Here is a 15,198-nt window from a genome sequence, read left to right as displayed (position 1 = left end):
CGATTGCCACCACCGCCGCACCGGATTAGAACCCGCGCGATGTTCGGAAGGTTCTCATGATTACGGTTCTGCTCGTGCTGCAAGCGTTCGTCACTCTCGCGTTGATCGGCGTCGTGCTGATCCAGCGCAGCGAGGGAGGCGGGCTGGGTCTCGGCTCCAGCCAGGGCATGGGCAATTTCATGACCGGCCGCGGCACCGCCAATCTGCTCACCCGCACCACCGCCGTTCTGGCCACCGCGTTCATGGCACTGAGCCTGATCCTCGCGCTGCTGTATAAAAACGGCGGCACCAGCAGCGGTGAGTCGATCCTGAACGGCCCGGTGCCCGCCACCAGCGCCCCGGCCAGCACCAAGGCACCCACCGCACCCCTCGCACCGCTGCCGCCGGTGCCGGGCGAATCCAACGCGACACCGGCACCATCACCTGCCCCGGCACCCGCGCCCGCCCCCGCACCCGCACCCGCCAAAAACTGATGGCTGATCCGCGATGCCAACGGCGCGGGGTTTTACGCCGCGCCGCCCTCTGTTATGGGGACCGTCCATGACCCGGTATGTATTCATCACCGGCGGCGTGGTCTCCTCGCTCGGCAAGGGTATCGCTTCCGCTTCGCTCGGCGCGCTGCTGCAGGCGCGCGGCTACAAGGTCCGGCTCCGCAAGCTCGACCCCTATCTCAACGTCGATCCCGGCACCATGAGCCCGTACCAGCACGGCGAGGTCTTCGTCACCGACGATGGCGCCGAAACCGACCTCGACCTCGGCCATTACGAGCGCTTCACCGGCGTGCACGCCACCAAATCCGACAACGCAACCACCGGGCGCATCTATTCCGACGTCATCGCCCGCGAACGCCGGGGCGATTACCTCGGCGCCACCGTCCAGGTCATCCCCCACATCACCGATGCGATCAAACAGGTCGTCCTCAACGACACCGAAGGCCTCGATTTCGTCCTGGTCGAAATCGGCGGCACCGTCGGCGATATCGAGGGTCTGCCCTTCCTCGAAGCGATCCGCCAACTCGGCAACGAACTCGGCCCGGATGGCGCGATGTTCGTCCACCTCACCCTGGTGCCCTACATCCCCAGCGCCGGTGAGCTGAAAACCAAACCGACCCAGCACTCGGTCAAGGAACTGCTCAACGTCGGCATCCAGCCGCAAATGCTGATCTGCCGCTGCGACCGGCCGATCCCCGACGGCGAACGCCGCAAGATCGCCCTGTTCTGCAACGTCCGCCCCGAAGCGGTGGTCCCCGCCCTCGATGTCTCGACCATCTACGAAGTGCCGATCTCCTATCATCAGGCCGGCATGGACCGCGAAGTGCTGCGCCATTTCAACCTGCCGCACGACATCGCACCCGACCTCTCGCGCTGGCGCCGCATCGTCGAAACCGTGAACGCGCCGGAAGGCGAGGTGAAAATCGCGGTGGTCGGCAAATACACCAACCTGCTCGACAGTTATAAATCCCTGGCCGAAGCTCTCGCCCACGGCGGCATCGCCAACCGGATCAAGGTCAAGCTCGAATGGGTCGATTCCGAGGTGTTCGAGCAACCCGGCGCGGTCGCCCGGCTTGACGGCGTGCACGGCATCCTGGTCCCCGGCGGCTTCGGCGAACGCGGCACCGAAGGCAAGATCGAAGCGGTCCGCTTCGCCCGCGAACGCCGCGTCCCCTTCCTCGGCATCTGCTTCGGCATGCAGATGGCGGTGATCGAAGCGGCCCGCAACCTCGCAAACCTGCCCATGGCCTCCTCCACCGAATTCGGCCCCTGCGAAACCCCGGTGGTCGGCCTGCTCACCGAATGGGCGCGCGGCAATGAAATCGAACGCCGCGCCGCCGAAGGCGATCTCGGCGGCACCATGCGCCTCGGCGCCTTCCCCGCCACCCTCGCGCCGAACAGCCTGGTCAGCACGGTCTACGACGGTGCGACCACGATCGAGGAACGCCACCGCCATCGCTACGAAGTCAACATCCACTACCGCGAAGCCCTCGAAGCCGCCGGCCTGCACTTCTCCGGCCTCTCCCCCGACGGCATCCTCCCCGAAATCGTCGAATACCCCGACCACCCCTGGTTCATCGGCGTGCAATACCACCCGGAACTGAAATCCAAACCGTTCGATCCGCACCCGCTGTTCGCCGGGTTCATCGGGGCGGCGGTGCGGCAGGCTCGGTTGGTTTAGGAAAAGAAGGGTTCTTTTTTGTAAAAAAGAACCAAAAAACTTTTATTCGCTGGGCCTGCGGCTTGGGCTGCGCCACAGTCTCAAGCCCAGCGAGCGAAAATTTTTTGCTTCTTTTTTATAAAAAAGAAGGCCTTCCCTACCTCTTCCGAAAGTCCGCCATGTTCAGTCACATCATGCTCGGCTGTCGCGACCTCACGTGTCTCATCGGCTTTTACGACGCCGCATTGGCGCCGCTCGGCCTGATCCGCAAAGCCTCAGAGGACGATGGTGGACCCGCCGGTGCCGGCTGGACACGGCCGGGGCAACGCTGGCCCCTGTTCTATGTCCAGTACCCACTGAACGGGCTCCCCTCCACCTGGGGCAACGGCGTGCAAGTGAGCTTTGCTGCGCCGTCCCGCAGCGCCGTTGATCTTGCCTGGCAGGCGGCACTCGATCATGGCGGCTCCGATGAGGGCGCTCCAGGGTTGCGACCGCAGTACGAGCCTGACTATTACGGCGCCTATTGCCGCGATCCCGAAGGCAACAAACTCTGCTTCGTCCACACGACCGGTCTTCCTTGAAGGATTTGAACCAATGAATGGTAGTCAGCATAAAAAGAGTTCTTTTTTGTAAAAAAGAACCAAAAAACTTTTATTCGCTGGGTCCTGGGCGTTGGCGTCGCCACAGTCTCGGGCCCAGCGATCGAAAATTTTTTCTTCTTTTTTATAAAAAAGAAGGCCTTCCCTACCTCTTCCTTTCCCAAGGCACCCCATGAACGTCACCATCGGCGACCTGACCATCGGCAACGACCTGCCCTTCACCCTGATCTCCGGCCCCTGCCAGATCGAATCCGCCGATCACGCCATGGGCGTCGCCGCCGAACTGGTCGCCATCACCCGCACACTCGGCATCGGTCTGATCTTCAAATCGAGCTACGACAAGGCGAACCGCACCTCACTCGGCAAAGGCCGCGGCGTCGGCATGGACCTCGGCTTGAGGGTTCTCGCCGATATCCGGACCAAATTCGGCATTCCCGTGCTGACCGACGTGCATGACGCGCATCAATGCGCCCCGGTCGCCGAAGTGGTCGACGTGTTGCAAATCCCCGCCTTCCTCTGCCGCCAGACCGATCTGCTGCTCGCCGCCGGCCACACCGGCCGCGCCATCAACATCAAGAAAGGCCAGTTTCTGGCGCCGTGGGACATGACCAACGTCGCCGCCAAAATCGCCAGCACCGGCAATGAACGCATCCTGCTGACCGAGCGCGGTGCCAGCTTCGGCTACAACACTTTGGTCAGCGACCTGCGGGCCCTGCCGATCATGGCGCGCACCGGCTACCCGGTGGTGTTCGATGCCACCCACTCGGTCCAGCAGCCCGGCGGCCAAGGCAGTTCATCGGGCGGCCAACGCGAATTCGCCCCCATCCTCGCCCGCGCCGCCATCGCCGTTGGCTGTGCTGCCCTGTTCATCGAATGCCACCCCGACCCCGACCACGCCCCCAGCGACGGCCCGAACATGATCCCGCTCGATCAAATGCCCGCCCTGCTGGCACGATTGCAGCAGTTCGATCAGGTGGCGAAACAATAGGACCGCACCCCGAACCCCGCAGACCACTCTTCCCGACACCCTCATTAACCCGCTTGTCGCGAAAGCTGAGACCGGGCAGAAACGATGCCATACCGGGAATGAACCCGCAGGAGATCTTCATGCGCCGTTCGATCGTCTTGTCCGCCCTGCCGCTGCTGGCCCTGGCCGGCTGCGCCAACCTGCCCTTCATGCATCCAGACCGTAGCTACGTGATCTTCTTCCAGCCCAACTCCGCCGCCGTGCGCGCGCCCGGCCTGAGCGTGATCACCAAAGCCGCGAAAGTCGCCGCCGACTACCCGCTCAGCCCCGTTACAGTCTCCGGCGCCGCCGACACCGTCGGCAGCACACCCGATAACATCAAACTCTCCAACGCCCGGGCCTCCGCCGTCGCCACCCAACTCATCGCCGATGGCGTTCCCGCCACCCGGGTCTCCACCCAAGGCCTCGGCGCCGTCGGCAGCCCGCCCGCCAGCCAACAAGCCAGCCGCACCGCCACCATCACGATCGGCCATTGATGGATTTTGGGGTGGGGCGTGGAGTAGCAAGCCAATCCCCCCGCCTTGTTGACTTGAGTGACGCACCTGGAGGCGATTGGTCTGATCCTTACGCGGTTCGCCGCTCGAGCCGGAAGGTCCACAGCGCAACGCCCAGGCCCAGTACCGCCATCAAGGCGCCCACGAGTGGCAGATCCAAATAGCTGACACCAACGCCCAGCGCCGCGCCGCCAACCCATGCCCCTGCCGCGTTGCCCAGGTTAAACGCGCCCTGATTGATGGTGGACGCCAGGTTCGGTGCATCCCGCGCGTAGTCGATCACGCGCGTCTGCAACGGCGATACCATCGTGAACACCGCAATCCCCCACACCAGCAGCACGCCAACCGCCAGCACACCGCTGAAACTCACCAGCCGCAGCACCACCAGGATCACCGCCAGCGCCGAAAACGTCAGCACGATGGTCCGCGCCGAGTGCCGGTCCGCCAATCGCCCGCCGAGCAGTCCGCCGGCCGTTAACCCGGCCCCGAAAATCAGCAAGGCAACGCTCACCCAATGCGGCGACAGGCCGCTTACCTTTTCGAGCAGTGGCGCGATATAGGTGAACACGCTGAACAGGCTCATCGAACTCAGCACCGCCATCAGCATCGCCAGCAGAACCTGTGTGCGGCCCAGAATCCGCACCTCGTTCAGCAACCGCCCGCTGCCACCCGGCATGCCCTTCGGCAACAAAACGGCAATCGCCGCCATCGACAGCAGCCCGATTGCCATCACCGCCCAGAACGTCGCGCGCCAGCCTGCCGCCTGCCCCAGAATCGTCCCCGCCGGCACGCCCAGCACGTTCGCCATGGTCAGGCCGAGAAACACCAGCGCCACCGCCCGCGCCCGTTTTTCGCGCGGCACGAGATCCGCCGCGACCACCGAGCCGATCCCGAAAAACGCGCCATGCGACAGCGCGGTGATCACTCGCGCCGCCATCATCGTCCAATAACCGGGGGCCAGCGCGCACAGCGCATTGCCCAGCACGAACACGCCCATCAATGAAATCAGCGCGGTGCGCCGCTGCCATCGCCCGACCAACACGGCCACAAACGGGGAGCCGAACGTCACCCCGAGCGCATAGGCGGTCACCAGATATCCGGCTTGCGGCACCGATACTGCAAAATCCCGCGCCAACTCGGGCACCAGACCGACAATCACGAACTCGCTGGTGCCGATCGCGAAACTCGCGACGATCAGCGCTATCAAGGGTAAGGGCATACACAACCGAAAAAAGTGAAGCGCGCAGAAGGCGCTACTTTTTCAAAAAACAGAAGCAGAAAACTTCTGTTAATTTCGCGTCTGAGGGTTGTCGAAACGCGGGGAGCGCAGGCGCGCGAACGCATCACCCAGCGCCGCCGCCAAATCCCGCCGCTCCGCCTCGCCGAGCGCCATGCCGACAATATGCCGCCCCTCGCGGTTTGCGATCGACAGGATCGGATTGCTGCCGGCGTTTTCTTCGAGTTGCACCCGCAACCACCCCGGCGCCATCGAAACCTGGGTCCGTCGCCCGCGCGGCGTTGTTCGGGTAATGGTCAACCCGGCCTCGGTCAGCAGAATCACCTCCGAAGCCCGCGCGCCGCGCATGTTCATCGAATACAGCACGATCGCGAGAATCAGGTCCGCCCCATTGAACCCGATGACCGGGAACGCTCCAAGAAAATACATCAGGCTGGTTACCAGCATCGATCCCGCGGCCATCACCCCGAACACCACATACATCCCGCGTCGGTCCATGCTGCGGTGCGGCGTCAAAATGGCTTCGAAAATCGGGGGTGGCCCCAGGTCAGCGGCGATGGTGTCGGACATGTTGCTAAATTCGCATCGATTTGCCCGACCGCAAGAGCCGAACCCGTCTTGCCAAACCCGCCCCGCCCCGACACTAATCCGCCATGCCGACCGCACAAGCGCCAAAACCCAGACAAATCAAACCTAAATTGATGAAACGGGCCGATATCGCACCGTTCCTGACCGCCATTAGCCAAAACAACCCGACGCCGCAGACCGAACTCGTCTATTCCACCCCGTTCACCCTGCTGGTCGCCGTCGTGCTCTCCGCGCAGACCAGCGATGCCGCGGTCAACAAAGCCACGCCCGGCCTATTCGCCGAAGCACCCGATCCTGCCGCCATGGCCGCCCTGGGGGCCACCGGCATCGCGCGGCACATCCGCTCGATCGGGCTCTGGCAGGCGAAGGCGAAAAACGTCGCCGCCTTGGCCCATCTGCTGCTCGAACGCCACAACGGCGACGTTCCCGCCGACCGCGAAGCGCTCGAAGCGCTGCCCGGCGTCGGCCGCAAGACCGCCAACGTCGTGCTCAACGAAGTGTTCGGCCACGCCACCATGGCGGTCGACACCCATATTTTCCGGCTCGGCAATCGCACGGGTCTGGCCCCGGGAAACAATGTCCGCCAGGTCGAAGACGGCCTGGTCGCCCGCATCCCACCGGCCATGCTCCGCCCTGCCCACCACTGGCTGATCCTGCACGGTCGCTACGTCTGCAAAGCCCGTAAACCCGAATGCTGGCGCTGCCCGGGTGCGGCGTGGTGCGTTTACAAACCGAAGACACCCGCACCCAGCCCTGCGGCACGCCGCGATGTCTGACAATCGTCACTGGCTCTGTAAAGTCTGACGTCTGTGCCAAGCATGGAGATTTCTCGCCGCCCCTGGCTGGAGCGCGATGACATGGGTCTGATTCGGTTGAGGGATTCCGGCGCGGTTTGAGCTGTGATTCAAGCTTATGGCTGGGTGTGGCGGCCAGCATTGGATGGCAAATCCCTATTCGATCGACGTACGCTAGCGCGTTGTCGGTGCGGTTTTGACTGGTGGCATGTCGGCGCGGGCAGCGGCGGAACGGTTTGGTGTGTCGAAATCCGCGGTGATCGGCGAAGGTTGTTTGAAGCCGCGCATGCATATCGTTACGAAACCATTTCCAATGGACATGCTGGGGCGGCGGGTGCGGGATTTGATCGCGAGAGCCTGGTCATAGATTGGCTTGTTCTTCGACGGGCGGATCATCCTGCGGTCCGTAATAGAGGGCAGCGCACTCCTCACCGAGCAGGCCCGCTTCGATCTGCACGTCGTCCTTATACGCATCACGCAGGAAATCGACCGTGTCGAGATCACGATCCTCGAAATACATCTGATGCACCTGATGGCGCTCCGCACCATAAACGATGCGGGATATGCCGGCCCAGATGCTCGCCATGCTGCACATGCCGCAGGGTTGCAGCGTCGAATACAACACCGCCCCTGGAAAGCGTGACCGGTGCAGATGCGCGCCGGCCTGGCGCATCGCGAGAATTTCGGCATGGGCGGTCGGGTCGCAGCGATGCTCGACCTCGTTGTGCGCCTGCGCGATCACCGCGCCGTCGAGCACCAGCACGCAGCCGATCGGGCTGCATTTGCTGGCGCGGTCGCCTTGCCTGGCCATTTCGATTGCCAGCCTCATGTAATCCTCATCAGTCATGCGCGCTCCCATCCATGTGTAATCGGTCGATTCGGAAACTCTGATGGCGTTGCTGCAGATCGACACGGAGCCGCGGCGCTGCGGCTTCGATGAAATGCGCCGCCGCCTGATCGCCGCTGCACGGCTCGTCGATCTGTTCGGTGTAGTTGACCAGGAGCACGATGCCGCCCGGCGCGAGCGTGCTGGTCACGTGGGCGGCCACGCGCCCGCCGGCCACGCGTCTGGCACGCGCAGCGCGGCGAAACGGACGTGCGGCAGCGCAGCGCAGCGGGCGCGGGCGTGCGCGAGCGCGGCCTCGACGATATCGACGGCGAGCAGGCTGGCGCAGTGGGGTGCGAGCTGGCGGGTGAGCACGCCGATCGAGCAACCGATTTCAAACGCGCGGTCGAACCGGCGGAATTCGAGCGCGGCCATCGTCGCCTGATATTTCCGATGTTCATAGGCGCTGCCGATGAAATTCCACGGATCGGGGTTGGCGTCGTATAGTGCGGCGAAATAGGCGGCGTCGCGCGATCGCCAGGGTGGTGCGGTCATTCGATGAACACTTCGAACTGGGCCTCGAACACCGCCAGAAGCGCTGGCGGAAGTTGAAAGCCCGCGGGCGAGTCGGTGATCAATCCGCCATATTGCGACACATGGGCCGCGATGGCGTGCTGCTTCGCGCTCAGGTGGGTCGTGATATCGAGCCGATAGCCGCCGTGCCGGGCTTCGCCGACCCGATCATCGCCGTCGCGCAGCCAGCCCCACACCGGGTAGGAGAGCAGGCGCAGCCGGCCGCGCGCGGCGACCGCCGCGGCCATCAGGGCCGCGGCCTGGTGATCGCAATGCGGATCGCCGTGCCAGGGTGCCACCAGGAGCGCGCAGCCGGTCGTGTGCGCGATCATCGCGATGTTGTTGCAGGCAGTTTCGAAATCGGGTCCGGAGGCCGGCAGGCCAGTATCGGCATGGCGGAGAAAGATCAGATTGTCGGGCGGCAGACCCAGCCGCGCTACCGCATCGCGCGCTTCCGCTTCGCGGACCGCGCGCAGGCGGGCCGGTGGACACTGACGTGAGCCGGGATGCGAGGCGGCGCCGTCGGTCAGGATCACGACGATCGGGGCGTGGCCGGCTATGCAGGCGGAGGCGATGAAACCGCCGCAGCCGAGGCTCTCGTCGTCGGGATGGGGGGCGAGGATCAGGGCTTTGCCGCCGTCGAGCACGGTGTGGATATCGGCTACGGGCAGCGACCGGAAACCGGCCAGGACGTCGGCGACCGTCCTCATGCGGCCGTTGCCGATGCCGGGCCGGGGAGCGGCGCGTGGAAATAATGGCTGGCCGCTTTCACCAGGGTCTCATCCGGGGCGGGTTGGCGCAGATAGGTGGCGAGGTCGCGGCAGATGCGCTCGGCGGGATGGCCCGCGATGAAGGCACCCAGCCCCAGGCTGCGCTGGGACAGCCGCATCGCGTCCAGACACGCCGATTCGACGGCCAGGCGGGCGAGGTTGACGTAGGCGACGATGGCGGCCGCGCTGTCATCTTCGAGGCAGCCGCGCAGCGCCGCCTGGTCCATCCACAACCGGGCGGTTTCATAGGCGATGAGCAGCGCCCCGAAGCGTGCCTGCTGGTGCGGGTCCTGCGCCCGGCCACGGCGGCGGATTTCATCGCGGTGAAGCGCGACCAGCGCTTTCAAACCACCAAGCGCCGCCGCGGCACTGCGCCAGGCGCCGGCGGAGAAGACCGGCTCGCGCAGGTAATCGCCCGTCTCGCCCAGCAGTGCGTCGGCCGGTACGTGGATGCCGGTCAGATCCATGCTGCCGGTGGTCGCCGCCCGCATGCCGCTGAGTTTGATCGGACTTGGCAACACTCTGGTGCCGGGGTCCACGCTGATGATGAGCATCTGTGTGCCGCCCGGCGTCGCGGCGGTCACGAGGGCGCGGGTCGCGGTGCCTGCGCCGGAACAGAATGCCTTGGCGCCGACGAGACCATATCCATCACCTTCGCTGTGCATGGTCAGTGCGCCTTCCGGCGGGTCGGTCACCCACAAAGCGAACAAGGCGCCGGCCACGGCATCGGCCGCGCACCGTCGGATCAGGGATTCGTTGCCGTAACGACAGATGAGTTGCAGGGCATTGACATGAGCCTCGTAAAGCCGTGCGACCGGCAGGCTCGCTTCCCCCAGCAACGCCAATAGTCGCAGCAACGCCGCCGCACCGGTGGCACCATCGCCCAATCCAAGGCCGCCGAGGGTTTCGGGCAACGGCGCGCGCAGCAGGCCCAACTGCCTCAGGCGGTGAAAACTGTCGCCGGGGAAGTCACCCGCGGCGTCGTCGGCCGCGGCCTGCTGCTGGAGCACCGGCACCATCGCGCCGACCGCCTCGCACAAGGCGGTTCGTTCACAGAGCATGGCGCACATCCTGCCAATCGAGGCGCTCGCGGCACTGCACCTTGGCCGCACGCAGATGGTCGCGCAACGCCAATGCCTGGCGGGTTTCGCGCGCGAGGTCGAGGAAGGCGACCCGTCGGCGTCGCAGCATCGGACTTGCGCGCTGGATGGTATCCCACGCCGTGCCGAAATGTGGCGCGTGGCGTGCGGTGGACACAATGTCCGGTGGCACCAGCAAATCCGTCGCGACCCGGTCGATCGGCTCGTCGATGATGTCGCCAAGCCGGAGACGGCGCAGGCGCGCGCGGGTCAGGACCCGCCGATAGGCATCGACCGTCGGTTCGAGCATGTCATCGGTCAGCCGATCCTGGGAGTGCAGGCGGCGCCTCATGGTTTCGGCCATGCCGCCGGATGCGCGGCCGTGCAGCCGACCGGAGACCCGAACCTGGATGTGAGGCGCGTGACGGATCTTGGCGTCGAGCCCTGCTAGTCTTGCAATCAGCGCGCGGTCCTCACCGGAGACGACACGCGGCACCCCGCCGGCCCGGCGCAGCAGGGATGCCCGCACCGCGATGCTCGCGCCGGAATGGTGCTGATGCCGCGGCCATGGATCGAACGGATCAGGATCGACCATCGCGGCGACTTCGTCCTGGACGTTGAGAAGCAGGGCCTCGCGCAGCGCGTCGAACGCGAGACGCCTGCGGTCTTCGCCGCAGCCCTCAGGGTCGATCACCGCCATGCCGCAAACGCAATCGACGCCATTGGCGATCTCGGCGAGGTTGTCGGCAATCCATGTGACAGGCACGACGGAATCGGCATCCGTGGTCAGAACGACCCCGTCGGCGGCGACGCCGAGTGCATGATCGATGGTGCGGCGACGCGCCTCGCCGGCGGTGGCTTCATGATCGGCCAACTGACATTCCACGATCTGGATGGAGGCATGAGACTGTTTTGCTGTTTGACAGATCGCTCGACTGTCATCGGTACAGTTGTTCAGCAGCAGAACGATTTTATCGGCGGGACTTGTCTGGGCGACCAGCGCATCGAGGCACGAATTGAGGTGAAATTCCTCGTTACGGACAGGGACGGCGACGATGGTTGGTTCGTTCGGAGACATGAAAGCGAAATTGTCAAATTTACGTGCGCTTTCAATAAAGCCAGGATTTCTTGCAGGAATTTAAACAGTACGAGAGGTGAAAACGTTACGGATCGCGGCCGATCCGGTTCGACCGGGCTAAGGCGTGTTCGTTTTGAAAGACACGATAATGGCGGGTCACACCCCACGAATGGGGCAACATCCTCCAGTAACCCCTGCGTCGTGATGGCCCGATTGATCTTGCCGCCCCGTGTCGCCATCTGACGCGGGCGACGAGAGAGGGAGTGACCGAGATGGACCGTTCTTATGCCGATCGTCTGCGTCTCGATGGACGAGCAGCAGTCGTGACCGGTGCGGCGCGTGGGATTGGGCGGGCAGCGGCGATTGTGCTGGCCAGCGCTGGCGCGGATATTGTGGGTATCGATATTGCGGGGCCCGTCAGTCAGACACTCGAAGTGAACGTGGCAACGCCGGACGACCTGGCTCAAACCGGCGCTTCCGTCAGCGCAATGGGCCGGGCGTTTCTTGCTCTGACCGCGGATCAGCGCGACCTCGCCGCTTTACGCCGATGTGCTGACGAGGCGTGCGCACGGTTCGGCGGGATCGATATCCTGTTTGCCAATGCCGGCATCCAGGCATTCAAGCCTCTCCTCGAAATGGCGGACGCTGACTGGCATGACCAGATCGACGTCAATCTCACGGGTACGGCCAATGCAATTCGCGCCTTTGCGCCGGGGATTGTCGCCCATACCGCGCAACACGGTGGTGGAAGGATCATCGTGTCCTCCTCGACGCAAGGGCGGCATGGAACAAAGTTCGGCGCCGCGTACTCCGCTTCGAAGTGGGGGATCATCGGGTTGATGAAATCCGCCGCTCTCGAACTCGGCGCCCATGGCGTCACCGTCAATGCTGTTATTCCGGGGCTGATCGACACGCCGCTGACACGACATGAAAGCCGCTATGCCCAGGCATTGCAGGAGGCGGGCAAAGTGCCGAGCGGCAATATTGCCGCGGATGAAGCGACCGCGCGCGATGGGTTGATTGCGAAGACACCGCTTGGCGTTCCGTGGATTGACCCCGACGATGTCGCACCAGTGATCGCGTTTCTGGCATCGGACGCGGCCCGGATGATCAGTGGCGCGACATTCGACGTGACGGGTGGGGACAGCGCACATTATCAATAGGCGCTACTTGCTGAATGATTAAGAGCCTGACTCTGAATGTTAGTGTTGCTATCTCTGGTGGGTGATTTTTCTTGAGAGGCGGCGGCATCTAGCGAGGCAGGCGAAGGCTCTCTTGACCACCCACCTGCGGGGTAGGAGTTCAAATCCCGTGGCGGTGTCAGGTGATTTGACGATCGGTATGCTCCAGTTGCCGATTTTGGCGAAGCAGCCTTGATCTTCTTGCCGGCATCGAACCCGTGCGGGCCGCCGGCTTCGGTCGTCTTCACCGATTGACTGTCGATTACCCTGGCAGTGGGGGAGGTTCACGACCGCTCAATTCCCGGGCCATCATGACAAGGGCGTGGTTGATGCGTTCCAGAGTGCCCTCGCGGCAGAACCGGTGGAAATACGCCTGCACCGTGGTGCCGCCCGCGGCAGACCGGACAGACCAGAAAGCAATCTTTTCGGGTTGATTATTTCCGCGCTTAAATAATTTTTAAAAATAATAGCAGGGATATGAATACGAATTTACTCATTATTTGCCTGCTGGCATATGGAAAATCAATAGTACGACCATTTTCCCCGTCATAACCGACCGCTGCGTTCGCCACTTTGCATCGATACCATCGCTGTCATAAGCACAGAGATCTAAATCGCGTGCCGGAGGTGGCCATCAGTGTCGAAACAGCCTGAACGTGCCGTCGTCCGTGCGGGTTTGGCACTACGCCGTGCCTTGGCCGGTGCCGTTACAACGATTTCGCTGATCCTGTTGTCGATCGCCTACATCGACCGACCCGTTGCGCGGTTCATGGCCATCCACGTCCACGACCGCCTGCCGTTCATCGCGATGGCCGCCATCGCGAACCTGCCATCACCGCTGGCCACGCTGGCGCTGGTCGGCATTGTCATCGCCGCATGGTGTGGCGTCGCTCTGGACCGTACCGGCCGGATGGTTCTCGCGATCGCGCTGGCCACGTTCGTCGCCATCATGATCAAAAATCAGCTGAAATTCGATTTTGGCCGTGTCTGGCCGCAGTCGTACCCGTTTCCGGGGATCCACGAGCATCCATCGTACCTGAACGACCACGTCTTCGGGTTTTTTCCGTTCCACGGCGGCAATAGCTATGCCTCGTTTCCATCCGGCCACACCACCGCCATCACCGCCCCGATGGCGGTGCTCTGGATGTTCGTCCCGCGCTATCGCCCGATCTGGGGTGGCGCAATCGTGCTTGTCGTGATCGGCCTGATCGCGGCCGATTTCCATTTCGTCTCCGACACAATCGCGGGCTTTGCCCTTGGTATCACCGTCGCCGCTGGTACGGTTTCGCTCACCTCCGGCTGGATCGGTCAGGGTCGCCGCCGATGATGACCCAACCGCCGCCGCCGACATGTATGTCGCGCTGTTCGATCGGGTGCTGCGGTGCGGCGTGATCGGCAGCAAGGGCTGCTTTGCTTAAAAAAAAGCAGCAAAAAAACTTTTATTCATTTATGTCCTTGCTGGTGCAAAGGTCCGTGCGCCCGATTTTTGGCTTTGTGCCCAGCGCGCTCGACGAAGCGGCCGCCGCCGCGCGCATCGCCGCGCCCTCTCCGGTGGGCGCGGGTGCGTCTCTGGTCGTCACGCCCAATCTCGACCACATCGTCCAATACCGCCGCAACCCCGCCTTTCGGGCCGCCTACCGCCGCGCCGCCATCATCCTCTGCGATGGGTTTCCGGTCCATTACTACGCCAGGTTGCGCGGTCACCCGGCCCATCGTGTCACCGGATCAGGCCTGATCGCCCGGCTGATGCGCCACCCCGATCCCGCCGCTCGCCTGCTGTTCGTGGTCGACCGCCCGGAGACCGCCCGCGCCGTCGAAACCTGGGCGCACACGCACGGCATCGCCGATCGGGTTGCAACCAGCATCCCGCCGCTCGGTTTCATCACCCAACCTGCCGCCTGCGACCAGCTCGCCTTGGCCATCGCGCAGCACCGGCCGACGCTGCTGGTCATGGGGGTCGGCGCACCGCAGAGCGAGATTTTCATCGATCGTTACCACGATGCTTTACCCGATTGCTGGGCGCTCTGCGTCGGCCAGGGCGTCAAAATGGCGCTCGGTCTGGTGCGCCGCGCGCCTCAGGCGGTGCAGACCCTGCACACCGAATGGCTCTGGCGGCTCGTTCAGGAACCGCGCCGCCTCGCCGGGCGCTACGGGTTCGGCGCATTCCGCTTTGCGTCCGCCATTGTCGCCGACCTGCGGGGTCGTTCGCCATGAGCATCACCACCCCGCGCCTGAGTGTTGCGCTCGCTTTCGTTAATCTCGGATTGATCGGCTTCGCGGTCTATCTGCTTGGTTTTCTATGGCTGCTATATGAATAGCTCCGGAGGGACCCCCCGCGCGTTGCTTGCTTCAAGCGCCGCCGGGTTGACAGAATGGTGCCGGGTTTCCATAAGCCGGGCAACCCCAGTGAGCAGCTTGAGATAGATATCATGAAAATTCGTAATTCGCTTCGTTCCGCCAAGGCCCGCGACAAGAATTGTCGTGTGGTGCGTCGTCATGGTCGCGTGTATGTGATCAACAAGAAGAACCCGCGGATGAAGGCCCGCCAGGGCTGAGTCTGGCTGGTGCCGCCGGTTTGATCCGTGTGGTGTGGTTCCGGGCTGTGGTTTGGTGAGATGGCTGCGCGTGGTTTTGCCATGCGCGGCTTTCTCTTGTCGTGCCGGCGCGCGAGGCTGGTATCGATGAAAAACAGATCATGTCTTCTAGTGTCCCGTCGCAGTGATTACGACTCCTTGATTGATGGCGTGGGGTAGGATTTGGCCATCTTCACTCTTGCCTGATCTGTGGAGAACATCCAGCGG

Annotated in this window: 18 protein-coding genes and 1 pseudogene; 10 read left to right on the top strand and 9 right to left on the bottom strand. The window is 63.7% G+C overall.

Features of this window, described 5'->3' with window-relative positions; translation table 11 throughout:
• The first annotated feature begins 56 nt into the window (after nt 1-56).
• From secG to B7X49_RS12820, 5 genes are all read left to right on the top strand, one after another.
• The gene (secG, locus tag B7X49_RS12840; protein ID WP_286703675.1) at nt 57-473 is read left to right on the top strand and encodes a preprotein translocase subunit SecG; all 417 of its coding nucleotides are present in this window, start codon (nt 57-59) and stop codon (nt 471-473) included.
• Between the two features lie 67 nt (nt 474-540).
• Nucleotides 541-2,172 (top strand): CTP synthase, encoded by a 1,632-nt coding sequence (locus B7X49_RS12835; RefSeq protein ID WP_286703674.1) that lies wholly within the window; start codon nt 541-543, stop codon nt 2,170-2,172.
• A 158-nt stretch (nt 2,173-2,330) separates the two neighbouring features.
• The gene (locus B7X49_RS12830) at nt 2,331-2,732 is read left to right on the top strand and encodes a VOC family protein (RefSeq protein WP_286703673.1); all 402 of its coding nucleotides are present in this window, start codon (nt 2,331-2,333) and stop codon (nt 2,730-2,732) included.
• 190 nt (nt 2,733-2,922) lie between these two features.
• On the top strand, nt 2,923-3,738 hold the full coding sequence (kdsA, locus tag B7X49_RS12825) for a 3-deoxy-8-phosphooctulonate synthase (protein WP_286703672.1): 816 nt from the start codon (nt 2,923-2,925) through the stop codon (nt 3,736-3,738).
• Between the two features lie 119 nt (nt 3,739-3,857).
• On the top strand, nt 3,858-4,253 hold the full coding sequence (locus B7X49_RS12820; RefSeq protein ID WP_162176819.1) for an OmpA family protein: 396 nt from the start codon (nt 3,858-3,860) through the stop codon (nt 4,251-4,253).
• 88 nt (nt 4,254-4,341) lie between these two features.
• On the opposite strand, the gene B7X49_RS12815 is transcribed toward B7X49_RS12820, so the two are convergent.
• Together B7X49_RS12815 and B7X49_RS12810 are read right to left on the bottom strand one after the other, a co-directional pair.
• Nucleotides 4,342-5,478: an MFS transporter gene (locus B7X49_RS12815; protein WP_324504014.1), complete on the bottom strand. Its 1,137-nt coding sequence runs from the start codon at nt 5,476-5,478 to the stop codon at nt 4,342-4,344.
• A gap of 81 nt (nt 5,479-5,559) precedes the next feature.
• On the bottom strand, nt 5,560-6,078 hold the full coding sequence (locus B7X49_RS12810) for a DUF2244 domain-containing protein (RefSeq protein WP_286703670.1): 519 nt from the start codon (nt 6,076-6,078) through the stop codon (nt 5,560-5,562).
• A 131-nt stretch (nt 6,079-6,209) separates the two neighbouring features.
• On the opposite strand from B7X49_RS12810, the gene nth reads away from it, so the two are divergent.
• Nucleotides 6,210-6,872: an endonuclease III gene (gene nth / locus B7X49_RS12805; protein ID WP_286703669.1), complete on the top strand. Its 663-nt coding sequence runs from the start codon at nt 6,210-6,212 to the stop codon at nt 6,870-6,872.
• A gap of 379 nt (nt 6,873-7,251) precedes the next feature.
• Here the strand turns inward: nth and B7X49_RS12800 are convergent, their stop codons facing one another.
• From B7X49_RS12800 to B7X49_RS12775, 6 genes are read right to left on the bottom strand one after another with little or no spacing between them, the layout of a single operon-like run.
• Complete coding sequence (locus tag B7X49_RS12800; protein WP_286703668.1) at nt 7,252-7,737, bottom strand: nucleoside deaminase; 486 nt, start codon at nt 7,735-7,737, stop codon at nt 7,252-7,254.
• Nucleotides 7,730-7,939 carry a hypothetical protein gene (locus B7X49_RS12795; protein WP_286839675.1) on the bottom strand — a complete coding sequence of 70 codons (210 nt, stop codon included), beginning with the start codon at nt 7,937-7,939 and terminating at the stop codon, nt 7,730-7,732. The genes B7X49_RS12800 and B7X49_RS12795 overlap by 8 nt, the downstream gene beginning before the upstream one ends.
• Entirely contained in the window at nt 7,924-8,271 is a 348-nt protein-coding gene (locus B7X49_RS12790) for an SAM-dependent methyltransferase (protein WP_286839672.1), read from the bottom strand. The genes B7X49_RS12795 and B7X49_RS12790 overlap by 16 nt, the downstream gene beginning before the upstream one ends.
• Nucleotides 8,268-8,999 (bottom strand): PIG-L deacetylase family protein, encoded by a 732-nt coding sequence (locus tag B7X49_RS12785; RefSeq protein ID WP_286703666.1) that lies wholly within the window; start codon nt 8,997-8,999, stop codon nt 8,268-8,270. Before B7X49_RS12785 ends, B7X49_RS12790 begins: the two co-directional genes overlap by 4 nt.
• Complete coding sequence (locus tag B7X49_RS12780; protein ID WP_286703665.1) at nt 8,996-10,120, bottom strand: acyl-CoA dehydrogenase family protein; 1,125 nt, start codon at nt 10,118-10,120, stop codon at nt 8,996-8,998. Before B7X49_RS12780 ends, B7X49_RS12785 begins: the two co-directional genes overlap by 4 nt.
• On the bottom strand, nt 10,110-11,216 hold the full coding sequence (locus B7X49_RS12775) for a glycosyltransferase family 2 protein (protein WP_286703664.1): 1,107 nt from the start codon (nt 11,214-11,216) through the stop codon (nt 10,110-10,112). The genes B7X49_RS12780 and B7X49_RS12775 overlap by 11 nt, the downstream gene beginning before the upstream one ends.
• A gap of 323 nt (nt 11,217-11,539) precedes the next feature.
• On the opposite strand from B7X49_RS12775, the gene B7X49_RS12770 reads away from it, so the two are divergent.
• Nucleotides 11,540-12,379, top strand: a complete 840-nt coding sequence (locus B7X49_RS12770; RefSeq protein WP_286703663.1) for an SDR family NAD(P)-dependent oxidoreductase — start codon at nt 11,540-11,542, stop codon at nt 12,377-12,379.
• Nucleotides 12,380-12,448: 69 nt separating this feature from the next.
• Here B7X49_RS12770 and B7X49_RS12765 read toward each other — a convergent pair.
• Nucleotides 12,449-12,782 (bottom strand): annotated as a pseudogene (locus B7X49_RS12765) (hypothetical protein); the annotation flags it as partial.
• A gap of 252 nt (nt 12,783-13,034) precedes the next feature.
• Here B7X49_RS12765 and B7X49_RS12760 point away from each other — a divergent pair.
• The 3 genes from B7X49_RS12760 (at nt 13,035) to ykgO (ending at nt 14,952) form a co-directional block, all read left to right on the top strand.
• Entirely contained in the window at nt 13,035-13,724 is a 690-nt protein-coding gene (locus tag B7X49_RS12760; RefSeq protein WP_286703662.1) for a phosphatase PAP2 family protein, read from the top strand.
• Nucleotides 13,725-13,870: 146 nt separating this feature from the next.
• Nucleotides 13,871-14,611: a WecB/TagA/CpsF family glycosyltransferase gene (locus B7X49_RS12755; protein WP_286703661.1), complete on the top strand. Its 741-nt coding sequence runs from the start codon at nt 13,871-13,873 to the stop codon at nt 14,609-14,611.
• A gap of 215 nt (nt 14,612-14,826) precedes the next feature.
• Complete coding sequence (gene ykgO, locus B7X49_RS12750) at nt 14,827-14,952, top strand: type B 50S ribosomal protein L36 (RefSeq protein WP_076454557.1); 126 nt, start codon at nt 14,827-14,829, stop codon at nt 14,950-14,952.
• The last annotated feature ends 246 nt before the right edge of the window (nt 14,953-15,198 follow it).

Origin of the sequence: Acidiphilium sp. 34-64-41 (assembly GCF_002282635.1) — a bacterium.
Lineage (GTDB): Bacteria > Pseudomonadota > Alphaproteobacteria > Acetobacterales > Acetobacteraceae > Acidiphilium > Acidiphilium rubrum.
Note: the sequence above shows the minus strand (reverse complement) of the source record. Positions and strands in the feature narration are given on the sequence as shown.